Raw genomic sequence first — 21,500 nt, 5'->3', positions numbered from 1 at the left:
CCGGGGTGGCGATCGCCTGCTCCGTGGACTGCCGCCTACTCGGCCGGATCGGTCGGCCAGTCGGCCGACCGGAGACCGGGCTGGGTCGCGGCCCAGGCTGCGCCGCAGGCGAGCAGGCTGCCGAGCACCAGCAGGGCGCCGGTTCCGCCGAGGTACTGGAGCAGCAGGCCGAGCGAGCCGGTGCCGAGGGGGATCCCCACCCCGATGATGGTCATCGCGGAGGTTATGGCGCGGCCACGCACCGCGTCCGGCACCTGACGGAAGATCAGAACATCCAGCAGGATGCTGAGCGTCGGGATGCCCACCATGGTGCCGAAGAGCAGGGCCGCCACCAGCCAGGGGCCGGAGACCAGTCCGAGGCCCAGTACCAACGGCACCTCGGAGCAGACGATGCCGAGCAGCAGTGCGCCCGGGCGGAACCGCTGGTGCAGCGGCTTGACCAGTCCGGCGCCGGCCAGCCCGCCGAGAGCGGAGCCGGTCAGGGCGAGGCCGATGGACCAGGACGGCGCCGACTGCTGGTGCAGCAGGTAGACGGCGGCCAGGCTGAGCGGGGCTCCTGCGGCGTTGAGGAAGACGACCAGGACCAGGGCGGCGCGCAGGGTCCGGTTGGCCCAGAGCTCCTTGATCCCGGCGAAGATGCCGGCGTTCTGGGCGCCGGCGCCTGGACGGGGGGCGCTCGGTGCCCGCTCCGGGCGCACGATCAGAGCGGACACCAGCGACATCGCGAAGCCGACCGTGCTCAGCGCGAAGGGCAGCATCCGGCTGAGGCCGTAGAGCACGCCGCCGAGCGGCGGTCCGGCGAGTTCGGCGATGCTGCCGCGCACCTCGTCCTGGGTGAGCGCGGCGGTGAGCTGCTCCGGTGCGACCACGCTCCGCACGGTCAGCATCCGGGCCGCCCCGACGAAGGGTTGGGCGCCGCCGACCAGGGCGGCCGCGACGAGCAACTGCACGAGCGACAGCTGGTGCAGGGCGAAGGCGACGGCGACGCCACCGGTGGTGACCACACGGACGCCCTCGGCCGCGATCAGCACCCGGCGGCGGTCGTACCGGTCCACGAGCTGGCCTGCGGGCAGACCGCAGAGCACGGTCGCTGCCGCCTGGACGAAGCCGAACAGCCCGGCCAGGGCTGCGGAACCGGTCAGGGCGAGGATGACCAGGGGGTAGGCGACGTCGGTGGCGTAGACACCGGTGAGCGCTGCGGTCGAGCCGGCCCACAGGGCCTGGAAGCGCCAGTTGCGGCGCAGCGGCACCGGGCCGGTGGTGCGCGGCTCGATTGGTGTGGTCGTCGTGCTCATGATCAGCCTCCCCTGGATGCGAATGTTCACTGGAAGCGAAGCATTCACTGACTCGTGAATGATGACGCAGACGTGAGCCCCTGGCAAGATGGACACATGAACGATCCGCAGACAGCAACCGAGGCCCGCCGTCCCGGCGTACGCGTGGTCGATGACATCGACACCCTCAAGGCACTGGCCGACCCCCTTCGGGTCACCATGCTGCGGGTCATGATGGACGGCACCGACCAGGGCTTCCGGGCCTGGACAGCGAAAGAGCTCGCCACCGAGCTGGGCGAGCCGCAGACCAAGCTGTACCGGCACCTCAAGCAGTTGGAGGAACGCGGGCTGATCCGGGTCGCCGAGACCCGGCTGGTCTCCGGCATCGTCGAGCAGCGCTACATGGCCGCGCAGACCGGCTTGGAGTTCAGCCGCGACTTCCTGCACCGCGACGTCTCCGCGGGCGACAGCTGGCCTGCGTTCGGCGCGGCGATCGACAGCCACGTCCGGCGGCTCAGATCCGCCGTCGGCAGCGGGCGGGTCGATGTCACCGCCCGACCGGAACCGGCGCAGGCCTATCGAAGACCGCTGATCATGCTCGGCGACGTGCGGCTGCCGCCCGACCGGGCCGTCGAGTTCCGCGGGCGCCTCGCCGCGTTGATCTCCGAGTTCCTGGAGGGTCCGGACACCCCGGACGGGGTTCCGCTGAAGGTGATGATCTCCGTCTACAGCGAGGGCTCAGACGGAGGCGAGGGCTCCAGCGAGGGTTGAAGCAGCGGGGCGGTCCGGACCGGGTCCGGACCGCCCCCTGAGGGCCGATCAGATCAACGGTTCCACTGCGGGCGCAGGGTCACGCTCAGGATGGTGCGGTACTCGGCGGGCTGGGCGGCCGGCACCGTGTACTGCGCCGCCGGGTCGGTGCCGACGGTCGATCCGGTGGCCGGCAGCGGCTTCGGGGTCGAGTAGCCCGCGAAGAGCATGGTCAGAGTGCCGTTCTCGTTCTGGACCACGGTCGGGTCGTAGACCCGGCCCGAGTAGTAGGCGCTGATGCCCAACGGGCCGCCCTTCGCCGACTGCTGCGCCAGCGCGGAGAAGCTGTAGTCGGTGCCGAGCAGCTTCTGCGGGGCACTCCAGTTCTTCCCGTCCCTGGAGGAGGAGTAGAAGATCTGGTTGAACGCGTCGCTGTCGCCGTCCGAGGCGTACGCGCCGGAGAGGAACAGGCCGTAGCTGCCGTCCGGGTTGGTGATCACCGTGCCGCGCGAGCCGACCCAGCGCAGCACCGAGTTGCTGTTGGACGCGGGATCGTTCAGGCCGGAGACCTGGCCGAGGTCGGTGAAGTGCAGTCCGTCGTAGGTGTACGCGGCGCGGACCACCGAGTAGTCCTCGTTGTTGCCGAAGAGCGACTTGGGCTTGTTCTTGCCCTCACCGATCTGCGCCAGCTGCGCGTACGGTGCGACCGCCGCGCCGGGGGCGCCGACGCTGCTGCCCTTGGCCACGGCACCGGTGCCGCCGGTGCAGCCGGTCAGGTCGGTGGCGTCCGTGCCGGTGCAGCTGACCTGGACGATCCCGGCCGCCGTGCCCAGACTGACCGTCAGCGAGCCGTTCAGCGGCTTGAACGCCGAGGTGTCGGCCACCGGGACGGTCGCGGCGGGCAGGGTGACCGCCGCCGTGGTCGTGGTGGGGGTGAAGTAGTTGAGGATCTTCTCGGTATAGAGCACCGCGACGCTGCCGTGCGGGGCGCCCGCGTAGTGCGGCAGGGTGCTGATGATGCCGTCGGGAGCGATCAGACCCGAGGTCTGCGAGGCCGTCGCCGGAATGACGGAGTCGGCCTTGACCGCGTCGCCCGCCGCGATGCCGACGCCGCCCGCGTCACGGGTGGTGCAGCCGGTGAAGGCCGTCGCCGTGGCGTTGTTGTCGTTGCAGTCCACGACGTGGCCGTCGACCGAGAAGTGGCCCGGCTGCTCGAAGCTGGCCGTCGAGCCCACGGTGATGGTCACCCCGTCGCCGCCGGGGCCCGCCGGGACGCTGACCGGGGCGGTGGCCGCGGTGCTGCCGCCTTGGCCGACCGGCTCCGCGGCCGGCAGACCGGCCAGCGGGTTGCCGTTCTCGGGGGCGAGCCGGTGCACGATCAGATCGACGCCCAGGTGGTCGCCGGTGGGACGGCTCAAGGTGTAGAGAAGCTGCGCCCGGTGCCCGCTGCCGGCCTGGCCGCTGCCGCCGTAGCCGGGGACGTTCAGCACGAACGCGTGGCCTTGGCCGTCGTCGTTGGTATTGCCGTTGGGGCACAGGCCCGCGTTCTGCTCCAGCGCCTGGCCCGCGAACTTCCAGGTCTTGCCGTGGTCGGTGGAGGTGGCGGCGACGACCGCCTCGTCCCCGTCCTTCGGCCGGTAGTCGAAGAAGCCGTTGAGCGTCTCGCCGCCGTCCGTGCTGGTGACATAGGGGAAGTAGTAGGGCTGCATGGGCAGCGTGGTGCCCTTGGGCTGCCGGACGACGGTCCCGGTCTCCGGGGTGGCGCCGCCGCTGGAGCAGTAGCCGGTCAGCGGGCCGGGCGAGCCGGTGACACCGCTGGCCGCCGGGTAGGCGCCGCTGCCGGCCGGGTCCACGGCCAGATTGGGGTAGGTCACCCCGCCGAGGGTGATGGTGCCGGTGCCGCCGCCGGAGAACACCGGGAGGCTGCTGCTGTAGGAGGAACCCAGGGTGAGGTCGCCCTGCGCGAGCGTCCAGGGGCCGCCCTTCACCTTGTCGACCACGGGGGTGCCGACCGAGTAGCTGAGCGTTCCCCGGCCGTGGCCGCCGCCGTGGTGCCAGTCGGGCTGGGAGGCAGTGGCGCCGAGCGCCGTGGAGGTGGTGGCGGCTATCGAGGCGAGTGCGACAACGCCGATGGCCGATGCCGTCGCGATTCGACGACGAGACATGGAGGTCCCTCCGGTGGGGGAGTGCGCGAGGTGTACGCACGGTTCGGCGCGATCCTGACGCTCGCACGCCCCCTGCGGGAGAAGACTGGACCACTGTTCACCGACCATTCGCCGGGCGGTCCCCGACCTGGCATCCGCCTCCCGGTTGACGGCCCGTCGACTCCCCGCGGCAACGTGGTTCCGGCACCATTGGAGGCGCGCGGGGAAGGACGAGGGGGTGAGGGGAGACGGGTGCATGGACGAGGACGAGGACGGGCCGCTCACGCGCCTCGATCAGCTGTTGGACCGGAGTGACGGCCTGGCTGATGAGATGCTTGCTACCTCGCGGGGACAGGGGCACGGGGGAGCGGCGATGGTGACAGGCAGCTGGGACGCGGACCGCGAAGGATCGCGGTCGAGGCCGGGCGGCGAACAAGGGGTGTGGCCTGAAGGGCCTCTAGCAGGGGTGGTGGCGGGCAGGGGGTCCCCCCGGACGGAGTTTGGGGGAGGGAGGGCATACCTGGCGCAGCAGTACACCGAGGTCGCGGAGGACGCCGAGCAGCGGCTGGAGGAGTTGCTGGCCCTCGCTGCCGAGCCGTCGCCTGCCGTGGACTTCGACGCACTGCGCCGCAGCTATGAGCCGCGCCCGCTGCCCGGCGACGCCGTCGTCGAACCGCCGCGCTGGGTGGACTACGCGCCCGACCCGGGACCGGTGCCCGGTGAGACCCCGGGAAGCCCCCTGCTCAGCGGGCCCTACCAGCAGAACCTCGCCGCCGCCCGGCTCCGGCACCAGCGCGCTCTGCGCGAGTACCGGGACCAGGAGAAGGAACTGCGTGCGCAGGCCGAGCAGGCGCGCCTCGCCCACGAGCGCGAGGAACAGCAACGCGCCCGCAGCGTCCGGGAGTACAACGAGCGGCTCGAGGGCTACCGCAAGGCCTACGAGGAAGGCCGTCCCGCCGCCGTCGAGTCCGTTCTGGAACGCGCTCTCGCCGCCGCCGGCAGGCTGCCGGGGCTCGAGGTCCCGGCGCGCGTCTCCTATCGCGCGCTGACCCGGACGGCCGTGGTCGACCTGGTGCTGCCGGGGCCGTCGGTGGTGCCGCCGGCGCTGGAGTTCCGGGTGTCCGTGGACGGGGGCGTCGAAGCCGTGCCCCGGCCGGAGCGTGAGTGCCGGGCCCGCTACCTGCAGCTGGTGGCTCGACTCGCGCTGCGGGCCCTGGACGCGCTGCTCGCTGCGGACACCGAGTCGCGGCTGGACGGGATCGTCCTCAACGGACGCGCGGTCACCGCGGAGGCGGGGGAGTCCTGCCTGGTCAGTGTGGACGCCCGGCGGGCGGACCTGTTCGCCAGCTCGCTGCTTCCGAGCGGCAACGGCGAGGCACTGGAACGCCTGCGTGCGCTGCCCTGCGTGCTGACCCAGGACCCGTTCGGCCCCGCACCGGTGACGGCCTTCGCGATCGGTCGCTCCGGGCCGCCCGCTCCTGAGGAGCTGTCACCCGGCGAGTTCGCGGCGATGATCGCCGAGCTGTTCGAGCAGATGGGGATGGAGGACTGGGAGCCGCGGCTGCGTGGCCGGGACGGGCTGCTGGTCCTCGCGCAGGGCGACGGAAGGGAGTTCGCCGCCACCCGGCACGTGGTCTGCGTCGCCCGGCGCCCCTCCGTGTTGCGGGCGGACGCGGTGCGCGACGTCGCCGAGGTCGTCGTGGAGGAACAGGCGACGGGCGCCATCTGGGCCACCACCGGCAGCTTCGACGTCGACGCCGTGCTCGCCGCCGCCTCCCGCCCCGAAGTGCGGCTGATCGACGGCGGCGAGCTCCGCGCCCTGGTCCGGGCCCACCTCGGTGCCGAGCTGGGCGGTTGAGGCCCGCGCGGTCGATGTCGTAGTCGTAGTCGATATCGCTCTCGCTGTCGTAAAGAGTTGCGCGTTGCGCATGCGCATGCGGTGCCGGGGCGAGTGCATGCTGTCACTCTGGGGACATGGGCTTCGCATTCCTCGACCGGTGGCGTCCTCGGCGTGACGCCGCCGCCAGGGTTCTCTACGACGCCGGGACGGATGTGCCAGGCAGCCTCGGCGAGATGCTCTCGGAGTGCGGGCTGCTGCGGGAGCACGCGCTCGCCGCCGGGTTGCAGCTCGACGACTCGGCGGCCTCGCTCGGCGCACTCGACCAGCTCCTTCCCGAGTGGCGTGTCGACCCGGACACCTCGGAGTGGCTGGGCAACGATGCCGGGCTCTACCTCGGCACGGTGATCGTGCGCGGGGTCGAGGGCGCGAACTGGGAGCTGCTGGCGGACGGGCGCCCGATGGTCGTGCTCGCGAGCGGCCGCGAGGTCGACGTGGTGGCGGTGGGACACGGCTGGGCGGCCGAGGGGTCGCCGGAGCTCTCGGCGGCGTACGCGGAAGTGGCGAGCAGGTGACGACCGGTGCGCCCGGCGGCGGACCGACGCACGCTCAGTTGTGGCGCAGGGCGAGTGCGCAGGCGATCTGAACCGGGAAGCCCGGGTTGTGGACGGTGATGAACACCGCTGTGCCGGGCGGGCAGTCGCGGTCTCGCGCCACCAGCGCCACGATCAGGTAGACCGGGGGGTGGGCGCCACTGCCGTCGCACGCGGTTTCCTGCACCACGCCGCTGCCCGAGCCGTACATGCAGTCGCCGACGACGATGTCGATCCCCCCACCGCCGCCGGGGTCACCGGGATGGGGTGGGCGGAGGTTCCGCAGGCAGGCGATCCCCGCAGGCCGCCGGTCCTGATGCGCGCTGCCGCTGGTCTTGTGAACGGTGCTGAGGTCGAGGACGAAGTCGGTGCCGGAGGGGCAGGACACGGCGCTCGCCCCCACTGCCATGCGCTTGACCACGATGGCCAGGGCGCCGGAATCGGTGCAGGGGACCTGCTGGTAGACGCCGTCAGCGGTGCCTGGCCGGTGGCCCGCGCAGGCGCCGACCGGGAAGAAGGTGGACGTGCCGGCCGTCGTTTCGGGCGGGGTGGCGTGCCGGAGCGGGCTGCGGCGGGTGGGCGTGGACGGGGAGGTTCCGGGGGTGCGCCCGGCCGTGCCCCGGCTGCCGGAGGTCGGCCCGGCGGACGGGCTTGCCCCGGGTGCCGTCAGCGCGGCACTTCGGCCCGGCAGAAAGCTGACCCGTGGTGACGTGGGCGTCGCCCCTGCTCCGCCGACCCTGTTCAGGGCGCAGCCGGCTGCTGCGAGCAGCAGGGCCACCGAGAGCGACAGGACTGGCGCGACAACGGGGCGCCGACGCGGCGCGAGCGCGGGCATGGCGGGCCGAGCTCCATGCGGCCGACTTTCGCGCCTCCGCTCCCCGCGCACTGCGAACCGCCGCCCCGGCATGATCACCGCCCCCGTCCCCGCTGCGGCTGATGCTCCCCGCCAGAGTACGCAGCGCCATAGACAGGAGTAAGGGCCTCAGCGCTGACCCGTCCGGGGGAACTCGGGGCGCGTGGAGGCACGGGGTCGCGCACGGCTGCGGAGAGAGCGCGGGTGGGGACTCGCACCCCGCCCGCGGAGCCCGTTAACGATAAGAATTATCATTACCGTGTGCTTGGCGTGACGCACGGGGCCGACCGGACGCGCGCAGCGGGACACAACGAGAGTGAGCGTGCGGGAATGCCGGTGCTGGTGGCCGCAGGAGCCTTCCTGATGACTCTGGTCGGCGGGCTGGTTGCCGGGAGGGTCGGCGACAAGCGGCACCTGGTGCTGGGTCTCGCCGCAGGCCTGATGCTCGGTGTCGTCGGCTTCGACCTGCTGCCCGAGGCCCTGAACGCCGCGCCCGGCAAGCTGTTCGGCGTCGCGCAGGGACTGCTGATGTTCGTCCTCGGCTTCCTGGTGCTGCACGTCGTGGAGCGTTCGGTGGCGATCCACCGGGCCCACGAGTCCGAGTACGCGGAGCACCAGCACGGACACCAGCACGGCCATGCGCACGGCCGCAGCGAGCGGCTCGGCCTCGCCGCCGCCTCTGCGCTCTGCCTGCACAGCGTGATGGACGGCTTCGCCATCGGCGCGGCCTTCCAGGTCGGCGGCAGCTTCGGGACGGTGGTGGCCATCGCCGTCATCGCCCACGACTTCGCCGACGGCTTCAACACCTACACGATCACCCGGCTCTACGGGAGCGACCGCCGCCGTGCACTCACCCTGCTCGCCTGCGACGCGGTCGCCCCGGTCGTGGGCGCGGGCATCACCCTGCTGTTCACCATCCCCGAGCATGCCGTCGGGCTCTACCTGGGCTTCTTCTCGGGCTTTCTGATGTACCTGGCGACCTCGGACATCCTCCCCGAGGCGCACAGCCCGCATCCCTCCCGCTCCACCCTGCTGTGCACCATCGCCGGGACGGCCTTCATGTGGCTCGTCATCGGCCTCGCCAGCTGACGGCTCAGCCCGCGCCCTACGACTCCGGCTGCTCCAGAGGGTCCAGCGGCTCCGGCGCGGCCTCGCGCTGCGGCCAGTGGCGTCGGAGCGCGGCGAGTGTCGCCTCGATGGCGGGGCGACGTGACGCGTGCTGCCGCCAGAGGGCGAACACCCGCCGCGTCGGCTCCGGCCGTACCGGCCGTGCCACCACGCCCGGCGGCAGTGCGCCCCGCCCCAGGCGGGGGATCAGGCCCGCGCCGAGACCGGCCGCGATCAGCGCGATCTGGGTCTCGAACTCGGCGACCTGATAGCGGATGTCCGGCTCCTCCCCGGCCTCGCGCATGGTCCGGACCAGCCAGTCGTGGCAGATGTTCCCCGGCGGCACGCTGACCCAGCGCTGCCCGACGAGGTCCCGTACCGACAGCTCGGGCAGCGCGGCGAGCGGGTCGTCGGCGGGCAGCAGGACGTCCACGGGGTCCTCGCCGAGAGAGAGCCTGGCGACGCCCTCGGGAACGGCCAGCGGGGTGTTCGGCCAGTCCTGCACCACCGCGAGGTCGACCTCGCCCCGCGCGACCAGGTCGGCCATGAGGTAGGGGTCACTCTCCAGCAGCCGCAGCTCCAGGTCCGGATGCCGGTGGGAGAGGTCAGCCAGCACGCCGGGAAGCAGTCCGCGCGCGGCGGTCGCGAAGGCGGCGAGGAACAGGCGTCCGGAGACCTGGCCCCGGCGCTCCTCCAGGGAGACCTCCGCCTGTTCCACCAGCGCCAGCACCCGCTGCGCCGTCGCGGCGAGGTCCTGCGCGGCGTCGGTGAGCACGATGCCCCGGCCGCGCTTCTCCAGCAGGGCGGTCCGGGTCTCCCGCTCCAGCTTGGTGATCTGCTGGGAGATGGCGGAGGGCGTGTAGCCGAGCGCGGCGGCGGCTCCGCCCACGGAACCGTGCACCGCTACCGCGTGCAGCGCCCGCAGGCGCCCGAGATCCATCATGCGGCGATGCTATGGCTTCGTCACCGGCCTGCCTCACCCCTGGAGCACGGCGGTTCGGTAGACCGCCGCGATACGGGAGCCGAAGTAGGCGGAGTACGAGATGTCGTCGGTATCGCCTCCGGCCTGGTAGCCGCCGATCGTACCGACGACGGTGCCGCGCCCCGAGCCGGTCGCGCCGGTCCCGGTGAGCAGGGGGCCGCCGCTGGTGCCGCCCGGCATCCCGGGGCAGTCGAACTCCAGCTGTGAGGCGCCGTAGCGGCGCAGGGTGCTGCGGCAGTGGACGGGGCGCTCGCTGCTGCTCGGATAGCCGACGCCGACGGCGCGGGCACCGCGCGCCCGGTTGAAGCCGATGGCCTCGGAGCCCACCGCGTCCTGCACCCGCCGGCTGCCGCCGCCGATCGGAACCGTCGTCAGGAACGCGACGTCGTAGTCCGGATCGCCCTCGGCGGACCATCGGACGTCGGTGGTCACCCGGCTCACCGCCCACTCGCCGTAGGGGCGGACGCCGTCGTGGTAGCCGGGGACGAAGACCAGGCCTCTCCTGGCCCGGCCCCGGCCCGGGCTGACCGCGCAGTGCGCGGCGGTCACCACCAGGTCGCGGCCGGGGCTGTCGATCACCGCGGCGCTGCAGAAGTGGTGGGTGAGCCTGCCACCGGATGACGAGAAGAGCGCGCCGACACGGGCGACGCCGCCGAACGCGGTGGAGGCGGGCCGGGCGGCGTGCGCGGAGGTGGTCGGGGTGAAGAGGGTGGTGAGTGCTGTCCAGGTGCTGAGGAGGACGACGAGCAGAAGGGAACGATGCGTCATATGACCGGATTTTTCGCGAGGTTGGACAGTATTGCCACCGATCGGGGCAGGCGGGTGACGGCTTCCCTGGTCAGATAATTCAGTATCACTAAAGAGAATGATGAAGAACTATTTGCTGGTACTGAAGTATTACCGCGCGCCATGCTCGCTGCATGCCCAAGACCCTCCCGAGGACACCCGCTGGACTGCCGCCTCGTCATCTCGCCCTGGCCGTGGCCGTCGCCGCCGTCTGGGGAGTCAATTTCGTCGTCATCGACGTCGGGCTGGCCCACTTCCCGCCGCTGCTGTTCTCCGCTCTGCGGTTCGCCGTGGCGGCGGTCCCGGCGATCTTCTTCGTCGGACCGCCGCGCGTCGCATGGAAGTGGGTGGTCGCAGTTGGAGTGGTGTTGGGCGTGGTGAAGTTCGGGTTGCTCTTCATCGGCATGCACGCCGGGATGCCGGCCGGGCTGAGCTCGCTGGTGCTGCAGAGCCAGGCGGTGTTCACGGCGGTCTTCGCCGCCCTGCTGCTCGGCGAGAGGCCGGGTCGACGGCGGCTGCTGGGACTCGGGATCGGTGCGGTCGGCATTGTGCTGGCGGCGGTCGACCAGGGCGGCAGCGGGCCGCTGGGGGCGTTCGCACTGGTCGTCGCGGCCGCCGTCGCCTGGGGCCTGTCCAATGTGCTCACCCGTAGGGCCGCCCCGCCGGACGTGTTCCGCTGGATGGTGTGGGTCAGCGCCGTCCCGCCGGTCCCGCTGCTGCTGCTCTCGCTGGTGTTCGAGGGGAGCCGGGCGGACCTGGCCGCGCTGCGGTCACTGAGCCCGGCCGGGATCGGCGCGCTGCTCTACGTGGCCTGGGGCGCGACCCTGTTCGGCTTCGGCGCCTGGGGATATCTGATGCGGCATCACGACGCCTCGGTCGTCGCACCGTTCTCCCTGCTGGTGCCACTGTTCGGGATGTCCGCGGCCTGGCTGCTGCTCGGCGAACCGGTGACGCCGATGGCCGGCGGCGCCGCAGTGCTGGTGGTGGCCGGCATCGGCCTCGCCTCGGTCACGCCCGGGCGTCGCCGCCATGGTGATGCGGATAGGGATGAGCCCGCTCGAATGCCTCGTCCGTCGACCGGAGCAGTCGCAGCAGCGCCGCCCGGTCCCCGGGGCTGACCGGCCCGAAGTACTCCTCGGCGACCTCCTGACGGACTCGGCCGATCTGGGCGACCATCCGCTCGCCCGCTTCGGTCAGCCGCAGCAGAATGGCCCGGCGATCCTCCGGGTCCTGGACCCGGGCAACCAACCCGGCCGCCTCCAGCGCGTCCACCACGGTCGTCACCGAACGAGGGGCGATGTGCAGCCGTTCGGCCAGCTGGTTCAGCCGGATCATGCGCCCGCCATGGTGCGAACCCCGCGCGAGCACCTCCAGTGCGCGCCCCTGAGAAGGGGTGATGCCGAACGGGGACAGCCGGGTGAAGGTGCCCCTGCGGATGCGCTTCGCCACGCGCAGGACGGCATCGGCAAGCTCGACCTCGGCAGGGACGGGGGCCGGGTTCGGGGCTGTCACGGGAGTCTCCTGCGTACGGCGGTGGACGGCCAGGTTATCGGTCGCGAGCGCTCCGGCAGTGACACGGCCGTGAAAAATAAGGAGCCAGACTCATATTTTCCGTTAGGCTTGCCTAAGACCGACCGGCAAATGGAGGGTGGGATAAGGAGCGGGTCGAGGGCCGAGTCCAGGCGGTGCCGACGAAGGAGCCATGGCGGAGCCCTGGCGACTGAGGAGAAGCCGTCTGGGCGAGAGCCTCCCCCACCCTTCGGGCGGGAGGTGCCCCCTTGCCCGCGACGCCGCCCTCCATTTGCCGGTCGGTCTAAGTCAGCATCGAGTCTGCCTCAGCTGACTCCCGCCGTCCCTGGAGGAGACCCATGCCCCGGTCCGAAGCCCGCGTCATCACCGACCGCCCGCACCGCTACGCCAAGCAACTCGCCGCGCACCTCGGCCGCAAGGTCGAGGGCAGCTGGGACGAGCAGACCGGGCAGGCCAGCCTGACCTTCTCGGCGGGCACGGCGACCGTCAACGCCGAGCCCGGCCTGCTCCTGCTCGCCGTCGAGGGCGAGGCCGACGACCTCGACCGGCTGGAGGACGTCGTCGGCCGCCACCTGGTGCGCTTCGGCGCCAAGGACGAACTCGTCGCCGAGTGGCACCGCGACAACGGCAGCCCCGGTACCGTCCAGCGCAACGACGCCGAGGAGGCTGCTAGCGCAGGTTGAGCTTGAACCCCACGTGCGACCCGGTGAAGCCGAGCCGCTCGTAGAAGCGGTGGGCGTCCACCCGGCTCGCGTCCGAGGTGAGCTGGACCAGATCCGCCCCCAGACGGCGTGACTCCTCGATCGCGCGCTCGATCAGCAGGGTGCCGAGCCCGTTACCGCGCTCCGCGGAGCTGACCCGCACCGCCTCGATCAGGGTGCGGGTCGCGCCCGTCCTCGAGAGGCCGGGAATCAACGTGAGCTGGAGCGTGCCGACTGCCGTGCCGTCCCGATCGGCGACGATCAGGTGCTGGTTGGGGTCGGCGGCGACGCGTTCGAAGGCGGCGAGATACGGCGTCAGGTCGTCGGGGGTCTCCCGCCCCGCGCCGAGCGAGTCCTCGGCGAGCATCGCGACGATCGCGGGAAGGTCATCGACCGTGGCCCGCCGGAAGGTGTGATCCGTCATGATCGCCACCCTACGGCGCGCCCGGAACGACCTGTCGGGCGGGAATGCGGGTCAGGCCGGAAGCTGCGCCTCGATCGCCGCGACGACCTCGTCGGCCTCGGGCTCGGTGCGCGGACGGAAGCGGCCGACGACCTCACCCTGCGGCGAGAGCAGGAACTTCTCGAAGTTCCACTGGATGTCACCGGCCTCGCCGGCGGCGTCAGCAACCTGGGTCAGCTCCGCATAGAGCGGGTGCCGCGCCTCGCCGTTCACGTCGAGCTTCTCCAGCAGCGGGAAGGAGACGCCGTAGGTGGTCGAGCAGAAGGTCTCGATCTCCTCGGCGCTGCCCGGCTCCTGTCCGCCGAACTGGTTGCTGGGCACGCCGAGCACGGTGAACCCGCGCTGGGCGTACTGCTGCTGAAGCCGCTCCAGGCCCGCGTACTGGGGAGTGAGACCGCACTTGGAGGCGACGTTCACCAGCAGCACGGCCTTGCCCTTGTAGGCGCCCAGGGACGTCGGCTCGTCGGACAGGGTGCGCAGCGGGATGTCGTACAGGCTCATCGGGCACTACCTCCGTGGTGGGGCGCTGTGGGTCTGGCTCTACGTTTGGCTGACAACCCACAACAGCGCCCCACCCGGGCTTCTTCCCGATCCGGGCCGGTGGCTCCGGCTCAGTGGCTCCGGCTCAACTGGGGACCTCGCTGGTGATCACCGAGAACGGCGCGCCGTTCGGGTCGGTGGCCGCTGCCATCCGGCCGATGCCGGGTGCGCTCTGCGCGGGGTGGGTGACCTTGCCGCCGAGCCGCAGGAGCTTGGCCACGGTGGCGTCGCAGTCGGCGACCTCGAAGTACGGCTGCCAGTGCGGGGGCTCGCCGTCCATGGCCGGCATCAGACCGCCGAACGAGTCCTCCTCGCCGCCGGTGGAGAGGACCGTGTAGGTGAACTCGCCCATGTCCTGGTCGGTGGCGGTCCAGCCGAGGATCGAGGTGTAGAACGCACGGGCGGCGGCTACGTCGCCGGTGTGGAGCTCGACCCAGGCGAGGCTCCCGGGGACGTTCACGGCCTTCAGGCCGGTGTGCTCGATGGGCTGCCAGAGCGCGAACTCCCCGCCGGTCGGGTCCGTGAGCTGGGCCATCCGGCCCGAGGTCATGACGTCGAACACGGCGGAGCGGACGGTGCCGCCGGCCTGCTCGGCGGACTTGGTGGTGGCGTCGGCGTCGGTCGTGCCGAAGTACACCATCCAGGCGGAGGACGCCCCCTCCTCCATCTGCGGCCCGAAGCCGCCGGCCATGTCGCCCTGGAGGTTGAAGAAGCCGTAGCCGCCCGCGTCGGGCCCGGCCGAGACGGACTCCCAGCCGAACAGCTCGCCGTAGAACGCGCTGGTCGCGGCGGTCTCCGGGATGGCGATGTCGATCCAGGTCGGGGAGCCCGGGACGAACGAGGTGCTGAGCATGGTGTGCTCCTGTGGAGTGAGTGCGGTGGGTGTGCGCGGACCCGGGCCGGGCGGACCGGGCCGTCCTTCAGGTGCGGTTCACAGTCTTGCGCTCGCCACTGACAATTCCAGGGCCTGCGGACCGGAGAAGCGCAAAGAAATTATTTCGGTCGTTTTCGATCATGTTCGATAACCATTCGATCGTCGCAACAGGCGGCCTTCCGCGCCTGTCGGACCTCGGCGGTACGGTTCGAGCACACGACAAGCCGCGGAAGGGGGTGCGGGCATGGCAGCAGGGCCGCAGCGCGTGTCCCAGCAGGCGCCCGGGCAGGCCCCGCAGATCCAACTCGCGGTCGTCGAGGGGGTACTGGAGCGGATCACCTATGCCAACGAGGAGACCGGCTACACCGTCGCGCGGGTCGACACCGGCCGCGGCTCGAACGACCTGCTGACCGTCGTCGGCGCGCTGCTCGGCGCCCAGCCCGGCGAGAGCCTGCGGCTGCACGGCCGTTGGGGCAACCACCCGCAGTACGGCAAGCAGTTCACCGTCGAGAACTACACCACCGTCCTGCCCGCCACGGTCCAGGGCATCCGCCGCTACCTCGGGTCCGGACTGATCAAGGGCATCGGCCCGCGCCTTGCCGAGCGCATCGTCGACCACTTCGGCACCGAGACGCTCGAGGTGATCGAGCAGCAGCCGGAGCGGCTGATCGAGGTCCACAAGCTGGGCCCCAAGCGCACCAAGCTGATCGCTGCCGCCTGGGAGGAGCAGAAGGCGATCAAGGAGGTCATGATCTTCCTGCAGAGTGTCGGCGTCTCCACCTCCCTCGCCGTGCGGATCTACAAGAACTACGGCGACGGCTCCATCTCCGTCGTGAAGAACGAGCCCTACCGGCTCGCCGCCGACGTGTGGGGCATCGGCTTCCTCACCGCCGACCGCATTGCCCAGGCGGTCGGCATCCCGCACGACAGCCCGCAGCGGGTCAAGGCCGGGCTCCAGTACGCCCTCTCCCAGAGCGCCGACCAGGGCCACTGCTTCCTCCCCGAGGAACAGCTCATCTCGGACGCGGTCAAGCTCCTCGCCGTCGAGATCGGCCTGGTCATCGAGTGCCTGGCCGAGCTGGTCACCGAGGAGGGCGTGGTCCGCGAAGAGCTCCCCGCAGAGCACAGCACCGCCAGTGACACCACCACCGGCGAGCGCGTCGCCGCGGTCTACCTGGTCCCCTTCCACCGCGCTGAGATCTCCCTCGCCAACCAGCTGCTGCGCCTGCTCAAGGGGCCGGAGGACCGGCTCTCCGCCTTCGCCACGGTCGACTGGGACAGGGCTCTCACCTGGCTGAAGGGTCAGACCGGGGCGGAGCTCGCCCCCGAGCAGGAGCAGTCGGTCAAGCTGGCGCTGACCGAACGTGTCGCGGTGCTCACCGGCGGCCCCGGCTGCGGCAAGTCCTTCACCGTCCGCTCCATCGTCACCCTGGCCCGGGCCCGCAAGGCGAAGATCGTCCTCGCCGCCCCGACCGGACGGGCCGCCAAGCGCCTCGCCGAGCTGACCGGCTGTGAGGCGTCCACCGTGCACCGCCTGCTGGAGCTGAAGCCCGGCGGCGACGCCGCCTACGACCGGGACCGGCCGCTGGACGCCGACCTGGTCGTGGTGGACGAGGCCTCCATGCTGGACCTGCTGCTGGCCAACAAGCTGGTCAAGGCCGTCGCGCCGGGCGCGCACCTGCTGCTGGTGGGCGACGTGGACCAGCTGCCCTCGGTCGGCGCCGGCGAGGTGCTGCGGGACCTGCTCGCCCCCGGCAGCCCGGTGCCCGCCGTCCGGCTCACCCGGATCTTCCGCCAGGCGCAGCAGTCCGGCGTGGTCACCAACGCCCACCGGATCAACGAGGGCGTCCCCCCGATCACCGAGGGCCTGGCCGACTTCTTCCTCTTCCCCGAGGAGGACGCAGAGCTGGCGGCCGGGCTCACCGTGGACGTCGTCGCCCGGCGCATCCCGGCCAGGTTCGGCCTCAATCCGCGCCGCGACGTGCAGGTCCTCGCCCCGATGCACCGCGGGCCGGCGGGCGCGGGCAACCTCAACGCCCTGCTCCAGGCCGCCGTCACCCCGGCCCGCCCCGATCTGCCCGAGCGCCGCTTCGGCGGCCGTACCTTCCGGGTCGGCGACAAGGTCACCCAGATCCGGAACAACTACGACAAGGGCGCCAATGGCGTCTTCAACGGCACGGTCGGAGTAGTGACCTCGATCAACCTGGAGGAGCAGCGCCTCACCGTGCTCACCGACGAGGACGAGGAGGTGCCCTACGACTTCGACGAGCTGGACGAGCTCGCGCATGCCTACGCGGTGACGATCCACCGCTCGCAGGGCAGCGAGTACCCCTGCGTGGTGATCCCCGTCACCACCAGCGCCTGGATGATGCTCCAGCGGAACCTGCTCTACACCGCGGTGACCCGAGCGAAGAAGCTGGTGGTGCTGGTGGGGTCCCGCCGAGCCCTGGCCCAGGCAGTGCGTTCCGTTTCCGCAGGTCGCAGGCACACGGCGCTTGACCATAGGCTGAGAGGAGGCTGACCGCGCTGTCGAGAAGTGAAGGCAGCGAGGCCGGTTCTTTGGCGGTGTCAACTCTTCTCAATCTCTTTTGGGCCACCCCGGCTGCACCCATGTACGACAAATGGGGGACAGTGGTAAGGAGTCAGGGCACCCCTTGAAGAGGTTCATTTCGCTGGTGAGGGAAGACGTGAGCGACAACTCTGTAGTACTCAGTTACCACGGCGACGAGTACGAGTACCCGGTGGTGAACGCCACCGTCGGCAACGCAGGCTTCGACATCTCGAAGCTGCTCAGCCAGACCGGCCTGACCACGCTGGACAACGGCTTCGGCAACACCGCGGCCTGCAAGTCAGCGATCACCTACATCGACGGCGACAAGGGCATCCTGCGCTACCGCGGATACCCGATCGAGCAGTTGGCCGAGCGCGGCAGCTTCCTCGAGACCGCCTACCTGCTGATCAACAGCGAGCTTCCCAACGCGAACCAGCTGGCCGGCTTCCAGCACGAGATCTCCCAGCACACGCTGCTGCACGAGGACCTCAAGCGGTTCTACCAGGGCTTCCCCCGCGACGCCCACCCCATGGCGATGCTGTCCTCCGTGGTCAGCGCGCTGTCCACGTTCTACCAGGACAGCCACAACCCGTTCGACTCCGAGCAGCGCAACCTCTCCGCGGTGCGCCTGCTGGCCAAGCTCCCGACGATCGCGGCCTACGCGTTCAAGAAGTCGCAGGGCCACCCGTTCGTCTACCCGCGCAACGACCTCGGGTACGTCGAGAACTTCCTGCGGATGACCTTCGCGGTGCCCGCCGAGGACTACGAGCTCAACCCGGTCGTCGTCAGCGCGCTGGAGAAGCTGCTGATCCTGCACGCGGACCACGAGCAGAACTGCTCCACCTCCACGGTGCGTCTGGTCGGTTCCTCGCAGGCCAACCTGTTCGCCAGCATCTCGGCCGGCATCAACGCCCTCTGGGGCCCGCTGCACGGCGGCGCCAACCAGGCCGTGCTGGAGATGCTGACGAAAATCAAGAACGACGGCGGCGACGTCGACGCCTTCATCCGCAAGGTGAAGAACCGCGAGGACGGCGTGAAGCTCATGGGCTTCGGGCACCGCGTCTACAAGAGCTTCGACCCGCGCGCCCAGATCATCAAGAGCGCCGCCCACGACGTCCTCTCGCAGCTGGGCAAGGCCGACGAACTCCTGGACATCGCACTGAAGCTGGAGGAGCACGCGCTCACCGACGACTACTTCATCTCGCGCAAGCTCTACCCCAACGTGGACTTCTACACCGGCCTGATCTACCGCGCCATGGGCTTCCCGACCAGCATGTTCACCGTGCTGTTCGCCCTGGGCCGGCTGCCGGGCTGGATCGCCCACTGGCAGGAGATGATCACGGACCCGAACAACAAGATCGGCCGTCCGCGACAGATCTACACCGGCATCGAGATCCGGGACTACGTCCCGCTCGAGGAGCGCTGACTCCGGCGCACACCTGGACAGTTGGGCCGCACCGAGGCTCCCGGTAGACAGGGGTCCTCGGTGCGCACGGCGCGGTCCTCAGGGGGAGGCCGCTCAACCCACCCCCGGCTCCGCGCCGTGCGCTGTCGGCCGCCCAGCGACGGTGGCCGACTCCGGGGTCCGCCGGAACCCCGGTCGAGGCTCGGAAGGCGTAGTTTCGCCCCCGGCTCACGTGTTGTAACACACAACAGGGGGCCGGAAGTTACGCCCGTCCCCTGTGACTCCGCTCTCATGTCGTTGCGTAGCGGTGTCGTGACCACTCCGACCAGCCGAATTGACGCCGTTTGGCACCGATTGGCGCCGGTCGGTGCCGTTTTGGCGAGCAGCTCAGTCCGTCAGCGCGCGGAACCGCCGCAGCCGAAGGCTGTTGCTCACCACGAACACCGAGGAGAAGGCCATGGCCGCTCCGGCGATCATCGGGTTGAGCAGTCCGAACGCCGCCAGCGGCAGCGCCGCCACGTTGTAGCCGAAGGCCCAGAGCAGGTTGCCCTTGATGGTGGCCAGGGTCCGCCGGGACAGCCGGATGGCGTCCGCGGCCGCGCGCAGGTCACCCCGCACCAGGGTGAGATCGGCCGCCTCGATCGCCGCGTCGGTTCCCGTGCCCATGGCCAGACCCAGGTCGGCCTGGGCCAGCGCGGCGGCGTCGTTGACCCCGTCGCCGACCATGGCGACCGTACGGCCCTCCGCCTGCAGCGCCCGGACCACGGCGGCCTTGTCCTCAGGCAGGACCTCGGCGACGACCCGCTCGGGGTCGATGCCGACCTGGCGGGCGACGCTCGCCGCCACCGCCCGGTTGTCGCCGGTGAGCAGAACGGGCGTCAGCCCCAGGGCGCGCAGGCGGCGGACCGCTTCGGCGCTGGTGGGCCGGACCGCGTCGGCGACCACCAGCACCGCCTTCGCGGCGCCGTCCCAGCCCACCGCGACGGCGGTGTACCCGGCCTGCTCGGCCTGGTCCCTGGCGACAAGCAGTGGCTCGGGCAGTTGCTGCGCCAGGTCGGCGAGGAACTGCTCGCGCCCTGCGACGACGGCATGGCCCTCGACGACTCCCCGGACGCCGAGTCCCGGCACGTTCCGGAAGTCGGCCACCGGCGGCAGCGCCCCGGTCCGTTCGGCGGCGGCCTGCGCCACGGCCCGGGCGATCGGGTGCTCGGACGCGTGCTCCAGGGAACCGGCCAGCCGCAGCACCTCCGTCTCGGAGACGCCCTCGACGGTGTGGACGGACAGCAGCGCCATCTGACCTGTCGTCACCGTGCCGGTCTTGTCCAGCACGACGGTGTCGACGGCGCGGGTGGACTCCAGCACCTCGGGGCCCTTGATCAGGATGCCGAGCTGCGCGCCGCGCCCGGTGCCCACCATCAGCGCGGTGGGTGTGGCCAGGCCCAGAGCGCACGGGCAGGCGATGATCAGGACGGCCACTGCGGCGGTGAACGCCTCGGTGGCGCTGCCGCTGACGAGCAGCCAGCTGACCAGCGTGGCGACGGCGAGGACGAGCACCACCGGGACGAACACGGCGGAGATTCGGTCGGCCAGGCGCTGCGCGGCGGCCTTGCCGTTCTGCGCGTCCTCCACCAGCCGGGCCATCCGTGCGAGCTGGGTGTCCGCGCCGACGAGGGTGGCGCGGACGGCCAGCCGGCCACCGGAGTTGACGGTCGCGCCGGTGACGGCGTCGCCGGGGGAGACCTCGGTGGGCACCGACTCGCCGGTCAGCAGGGAGGTGTCCACGGCGGAGCTGCCCTCGACGACCACTCCGTCAGTGGCGATCTTCTCGCCCGGACGCACCACGAACAGGTCGCCGACAGCCAGCGCGGAGACGGGCACGCGTATCTCGCGTCCGTCCCGCAGGACCGTGGCGTCCTTGGCGCCGAGCGAGAGCAGCGCGTGCAGGGCGGCGCCGGCACGGCGCTTGGCGCGGGCCTCCAGGTAGCGGCCGAGCAGGATGAAGGCGGTGACTCCGGCGGCGGTCTCCAGGTAGAGCGCGGAGGAGGCGTCGGTCGAGGAGAGAGCGAAGCTGAAGGCGTGGGTCATGCCCGGCATTCCGGCGGTGCCGAGGAAAAGGGCCCAGGTCGACCAGCCGAAGGCGGCCAGGGTGCCGAGGGAGACCAGGGTGTCCATGGTGGCCGCGCCGTGGCGGAGGTTGGTCCAGGCGGCCCGGTGGAACGGCAGGCCGCCGTAGGCGACGACGGGGCCGGTCAGGGCGAAGGAGAGCCACTGCCAGTTGCGGAACTGGAACGCGGGGACCATGGCCATCAGGACCACGGGGAGCCCGAGCGCGACGGTGAGCAGCAGCCGTCGGCGCAGGGCGGCCGACTCCTCGTCAGCGGACTGCGCTCCTGCCGACTGCGCTCCTGACGACTCCGGCCCTGCGGACTCCCCGCTGACCGCCTCGGGCTCCGGTCGCGGCACTTGCGCGCTGTAGCCGGTCTTCTCGATGGTGGCGATGAGGTCCTCCACGCTCACTTCGGGGGCGTAGCTGACGCTCGCCTTCTCCGTCGCGTAGTTGACCGTCGCTTCGACCCCGTCCATGCGGTTGAGCTTCTTCTCGACGCGTGCGGCACAGGACGCGCAGGTCATGCCGCCGATCACCAGCTCCACGCCGGCGCGCGGGTCGGCGGCGGAGCGAGTGGGGCGGGTCGAGCCGGGCAGGTCCGTGCCGGGGACGACGGTGCTCATGGTGCGTGCCTCTCCTCTGATGCGTGCGTCCTGCGGACCCGGGAACGCCGGCCGTCCGCAGGGCGCCGGGCCTGGGCCCGTGCCCGGCCTAGATCTTCAGCACCCTCCTAGGCCCGGCCGACCAGCTGGTAGCCGGCCTCGTCCACGGCGGCCCGTACCGCCTCGTCCTCGAGGGGCTGCTCGGAGGCGACGGTCACGGTGCCCGCCTTGGCGTCCGCGCTGACCTCGGTGACCCCGGGCAGGGAGCTGATCTCCTCGCTGATCGACTTCTCGCAGTGGCCGCAGCTCATGCCCGAGACGGTGAAGACGGCGGTGGACATTACTTCCTCCAGGACGGTCGGTTCGTTGGGCTCTGGCTCCTGCAACACCATACCCCTAGG

19 protein-coding genes are annotated in these 21,500 nt (G+C 71.2%); 8 read left to right on the top strand and 11 right to left on the bottom strand.

Annotated elements, in window-relative coordinates; all coding sequences use genetic code 11:
• Positions 1-35: 35 nt before the first annotated feature.
• Positions 36-1,295: an MFS transporter gene (locus ABIA33_RS33365; RefSeq protein ID WP_370087004.1), complete on the bottom strand. Its 1,260-nt coding sequence runs from the start codon at positions 1,293-1,295 to the stop codon at positions 36-38.
• 96 nt (positions 1,296-1,391) lie between these two features.
• Here ABIA33_RS33365 and ABIA33_RS33360 point away from each other — a divergent pair, with 96 nt between their 5' ends.
• Positions 1,392-2,045, top strand: a complete 654-nt coding sequence (locus ABIA33_RS33360) for a helix-turn-helix domain-containing protein (RefSeq protein ID WP_370087002.1) — start codon at positions 1,392-1,394, stop codon at positions 2,043-2,045.
• 53 nt (positions 2,046-2,098) lie between these two features.
• On the opposite strand, the gene ABIA33_RS33355 is transcribed toward ABIA33_RS33360, so the two are convergent.
• A complete protein-coding gene (locus tag ABIA33_RS33355; RefSeq protein ID WP_370087000.1) occupies positions 2,099-4,189 on the bottom strand; it encodes a hypothetical protein in 2,091 nt (696 codons plus the stop codon).
• Between the two features lie 448 nt (positions 4,190-4,637).
• Between ABIA33_RS33355 and ABIA33_RS33350 the strand changes: the two genes are divergently transcribed.
• Together ABIA33_RS33350 and ABIA33_RS33345 are read left to right on the top strand one after the other, a co-directional pair.
• Positions 4,638-6,026, top strand: a complete 1,389-nt coding sequence (locus ABIA33_RS33350) for a restriction endonuclease (protein ID WP_370086998.1) — start codon at positions 4,638-4,640, stop codon at positions 6,024-6,026.
• A gap of 116 nt (positions 6,027-6,142) precedes the next feature.
• The gene (locus tag ABIA33_RS33345) at positions 6,143-6,580 is read left to right on the top strand and encodes a DUF6278 family protein (protein ID WP_370086996.1); all 438 of its coding nucleotides are present in this window, start codon (positions 6,143-6,145) and stop codon (positions 6,578-6,580) included.
• 34 nt (positions 6,581-6,614) lie between these two features.
• On the opposite strand, the gene ABIA33_RS33340 is transcribed toward ABIA33_RS33345, so the two are convergent.
• Entirely contained in the window at positions 6,615-7,433 is an 819-nt protein-coding gene (locus ABIA33_RS33340) for a hypothetical protein (protein WP_370086994.1), read from the bottom strand.
• A 348-nt stretch (positions 7,434-7,781) separates the two neighbouring features.
• Between ABIA33_RS33340 and ABIA33_RS33335 the strand changes: the two genes are divergently transcribed.
• Positions 7,782-8,540, top strand: a complete 759-nt coding sequence (locus tag ABIA33_RS33335) for a ZIP family metal transporter (RefSeq protein WP_370086992.1) — start codon at positions 7,782-7,784, stop codon at positions 8,538-8,540.
• Between the two features lie 16 nt (positions 8,541-8,556).
• On the opposite strand, the gene ABIA33_RS33330 is transcribed toward ABIA33_RS33335, so the two are convergent.
• The gene (locus ABIA33_RS33330) at positions 8,557-9,501 is read right to left on the bottom strand and encodes a LysR substrate-binding domain-containing protein (protein WP_370086990.1); all 945 of its coding nucleotides are present in this window, start codon (positions 9,499-9,501) and stop codon (positions 8,557-8,559) included.
• A gap of 33 nt (positions 9,502-9,534) precedes the next feature.
• Positions 9,535-10,308 carry a serine protease gene (locus ABIA33_RS33325; protein WP_370086988.1) on the bottom strand — a complete coding sequence of 258 codons (774 nt, stop codon included), beginning with the start codon at positions 10,306-10,308 and terminating at the stop codon, positions 9,535-9,537.
• 185 nt (positions 10,309-10,493) lie between these two features.
• Between ABIA33_RS33325 and ABIA33_RS33320 the strand changes: the two genes are divergently transcribed.
• Positions 10,494-11,444, top strand: coding sequence for an EamA family transporter (locus tag ABIA33_RS33320; RefSeq protein WP_370087069.1), 951 nt, complete (start codon positions 10,494-10,496; stop codon positions 11,442-11,444).
• Here the strand turns inward: ABIA33_RS33320 and ABIA33_RS33315 are convergent.
• Positions 11,335-11,838 (bottom strand): MarR family winged helix-turn-helix transcriptional regulator, encoded by a 504-nt coding sequence (locus ABIA33_RS33315; RefSeq protein ID WP_370086985.1) that lies wholly within the window; start codon positions 11,836-11,838, stop codon positions 11,335-11,337. The two genes, ABIA33_RS33320 and ABIA33_RS33315, sit on opposite strands and share 110 nt — an antisense overlap.
• Positions 11,839-12,194: 356 nt before the next feature.
• Between ABIA33_RS33315 and ABIA33_RS33310 the strand changes: the two genes are divergently transcribed.
• Positions 12,195-12,539, top strand: a complete 345-nt coding sequence (locus ABIA33_RS33310; protein ID WP_370086983.1) for a DUF2218 domain-containing protein — start codon at positions 12,195-12,197, stop codon at positions 12,537-12,539.
• Here ABIA33_RS33310 and ABIA33_RS33305 read toward each other — a convergent pair.
• The 3 genes from ABIA33_RS33305 to ABIA33_RS33295 all read right to left on the bottom strand — a co-directional run bounded on the left by ABIA33_RS33305 (position 12,526) and on the right by ABIA33_RS33295 (position 14,413).
• Positions 12,526-12,981 carry an N-acetyltransferase family protein gene (locus ABIA33_RS33305; protein WP_370086981.1) on the bottom strand — a complete coding sequence of 152 codons (456 nt, stop codon included), beginning with the start codon at positions 12,979-12,981 and terminating at the stop codon, positions 12,526-12,528. The two genes, ABIA33_RS33310 and ABIA33_RS33305, sit on opposite strands and share 14 nt — an antisense overlap.
• Before the next feature lie 51 nt (positions 12,982-13,032).
• Positions 13,033-13,521, bottom strand: coding sequence for a glutathione peroxidase (locus tag ABIA33_RS33300; protein ID WP_370086979.1), 489 nt, complete (start codon positions 13,519-13,521; stop codon positions 13,033-13,035).
• Between the two features lie 124 nt (positions 13,522-13,645).
• Positions 13,646-14,413: a VOC family protein gene (locus tag ABIA33_RS33295; RefSeq protein WP_370086977.1), complete on the bottom strand. Its 768-nt coding sequence runs from the start codon at positions 14,411-14,413 to the stop codon at positions 13,646-13,648.
• Between the two features lie 265 nt (positions 14,414-14,678).
• On the opposite strand from ABIA33_RS33295, the gene ABIA33_RS33290 reads away from it, so the two are divergent.
• Positions 14,679-16,955: an ATP-dependent RecD-like DNA helicase gene (locus ABIA33_RS33290; protein WP_370086975.1), complete on the top strand. Its 2,277-nt coding sequence runs from the start codon at positions 14,679-14,681 to the stop codon at positions 16,953-16,955.
• A 166-nt stretch (positions 16,956-17,121) separates the two neighbouring features.
• Positions 17,122-18,411 (top strand): citrate synthase, encoded by a 1,290-nt coding sequence (locus tag ABIA33_RS33285; RefSeq protein ID WP_370086972.1) that lies wholly within the window; start codon positions 17,122-17,124, stop codon positions 18,409-18,411.
• Positions 18,412-18,777: 366 nt separating this feature from the next.
• Here the strand turns inward: ABIA33_RS33285 and ABIA33_RS33280 are convergent, their stop codons facing one another.
• Both ABIA33_RS33280 and ABIA33_RS33275 read right to left on the bottom strand, forming a co-directional pair.
• Entirely contained in the window at positions 18,778-21,120 is a 2,343-nt protein-coding gene (locus tag ABIA33_RS33280; RefSeq protein ID WP_370086970.1) for a heavy metal translocating P-type ATPase, read from the bottom strand.
• Between the two features lie 107 nt (positions 21,121-21,227).
• Positions 21,228-21,491 carry a heavy-metal-associated domain-containing protein gene (locus ABIA33_RS33275; RefSeq protein WP_370086968.1) on the bottom strand — a complete coding sequence of 88 codons (264 nt, stop codon included), beginning with the start codon at positions 21,489-21,491 and terminating at the stop codon, positions 21,228-21,230.
• Positions 21,492-21,500: the final 9 nt, after the last annotated feature.

It is taken from the genome of Streptacidiphilus sp. MAP12-16, assembly GCF_041262165.1.
Taxonomy (GTDB): Bacteria; Actinomycetota; Actinomycetes; order Streptomycetales; family Streptomycetaceae; genus Streptacidiphilus.
The sequence above is the reverse complement of the archived record's forward strand: the minus strand, read 5'-3'. Positions and strand labels throughout refer to the sequence as shown.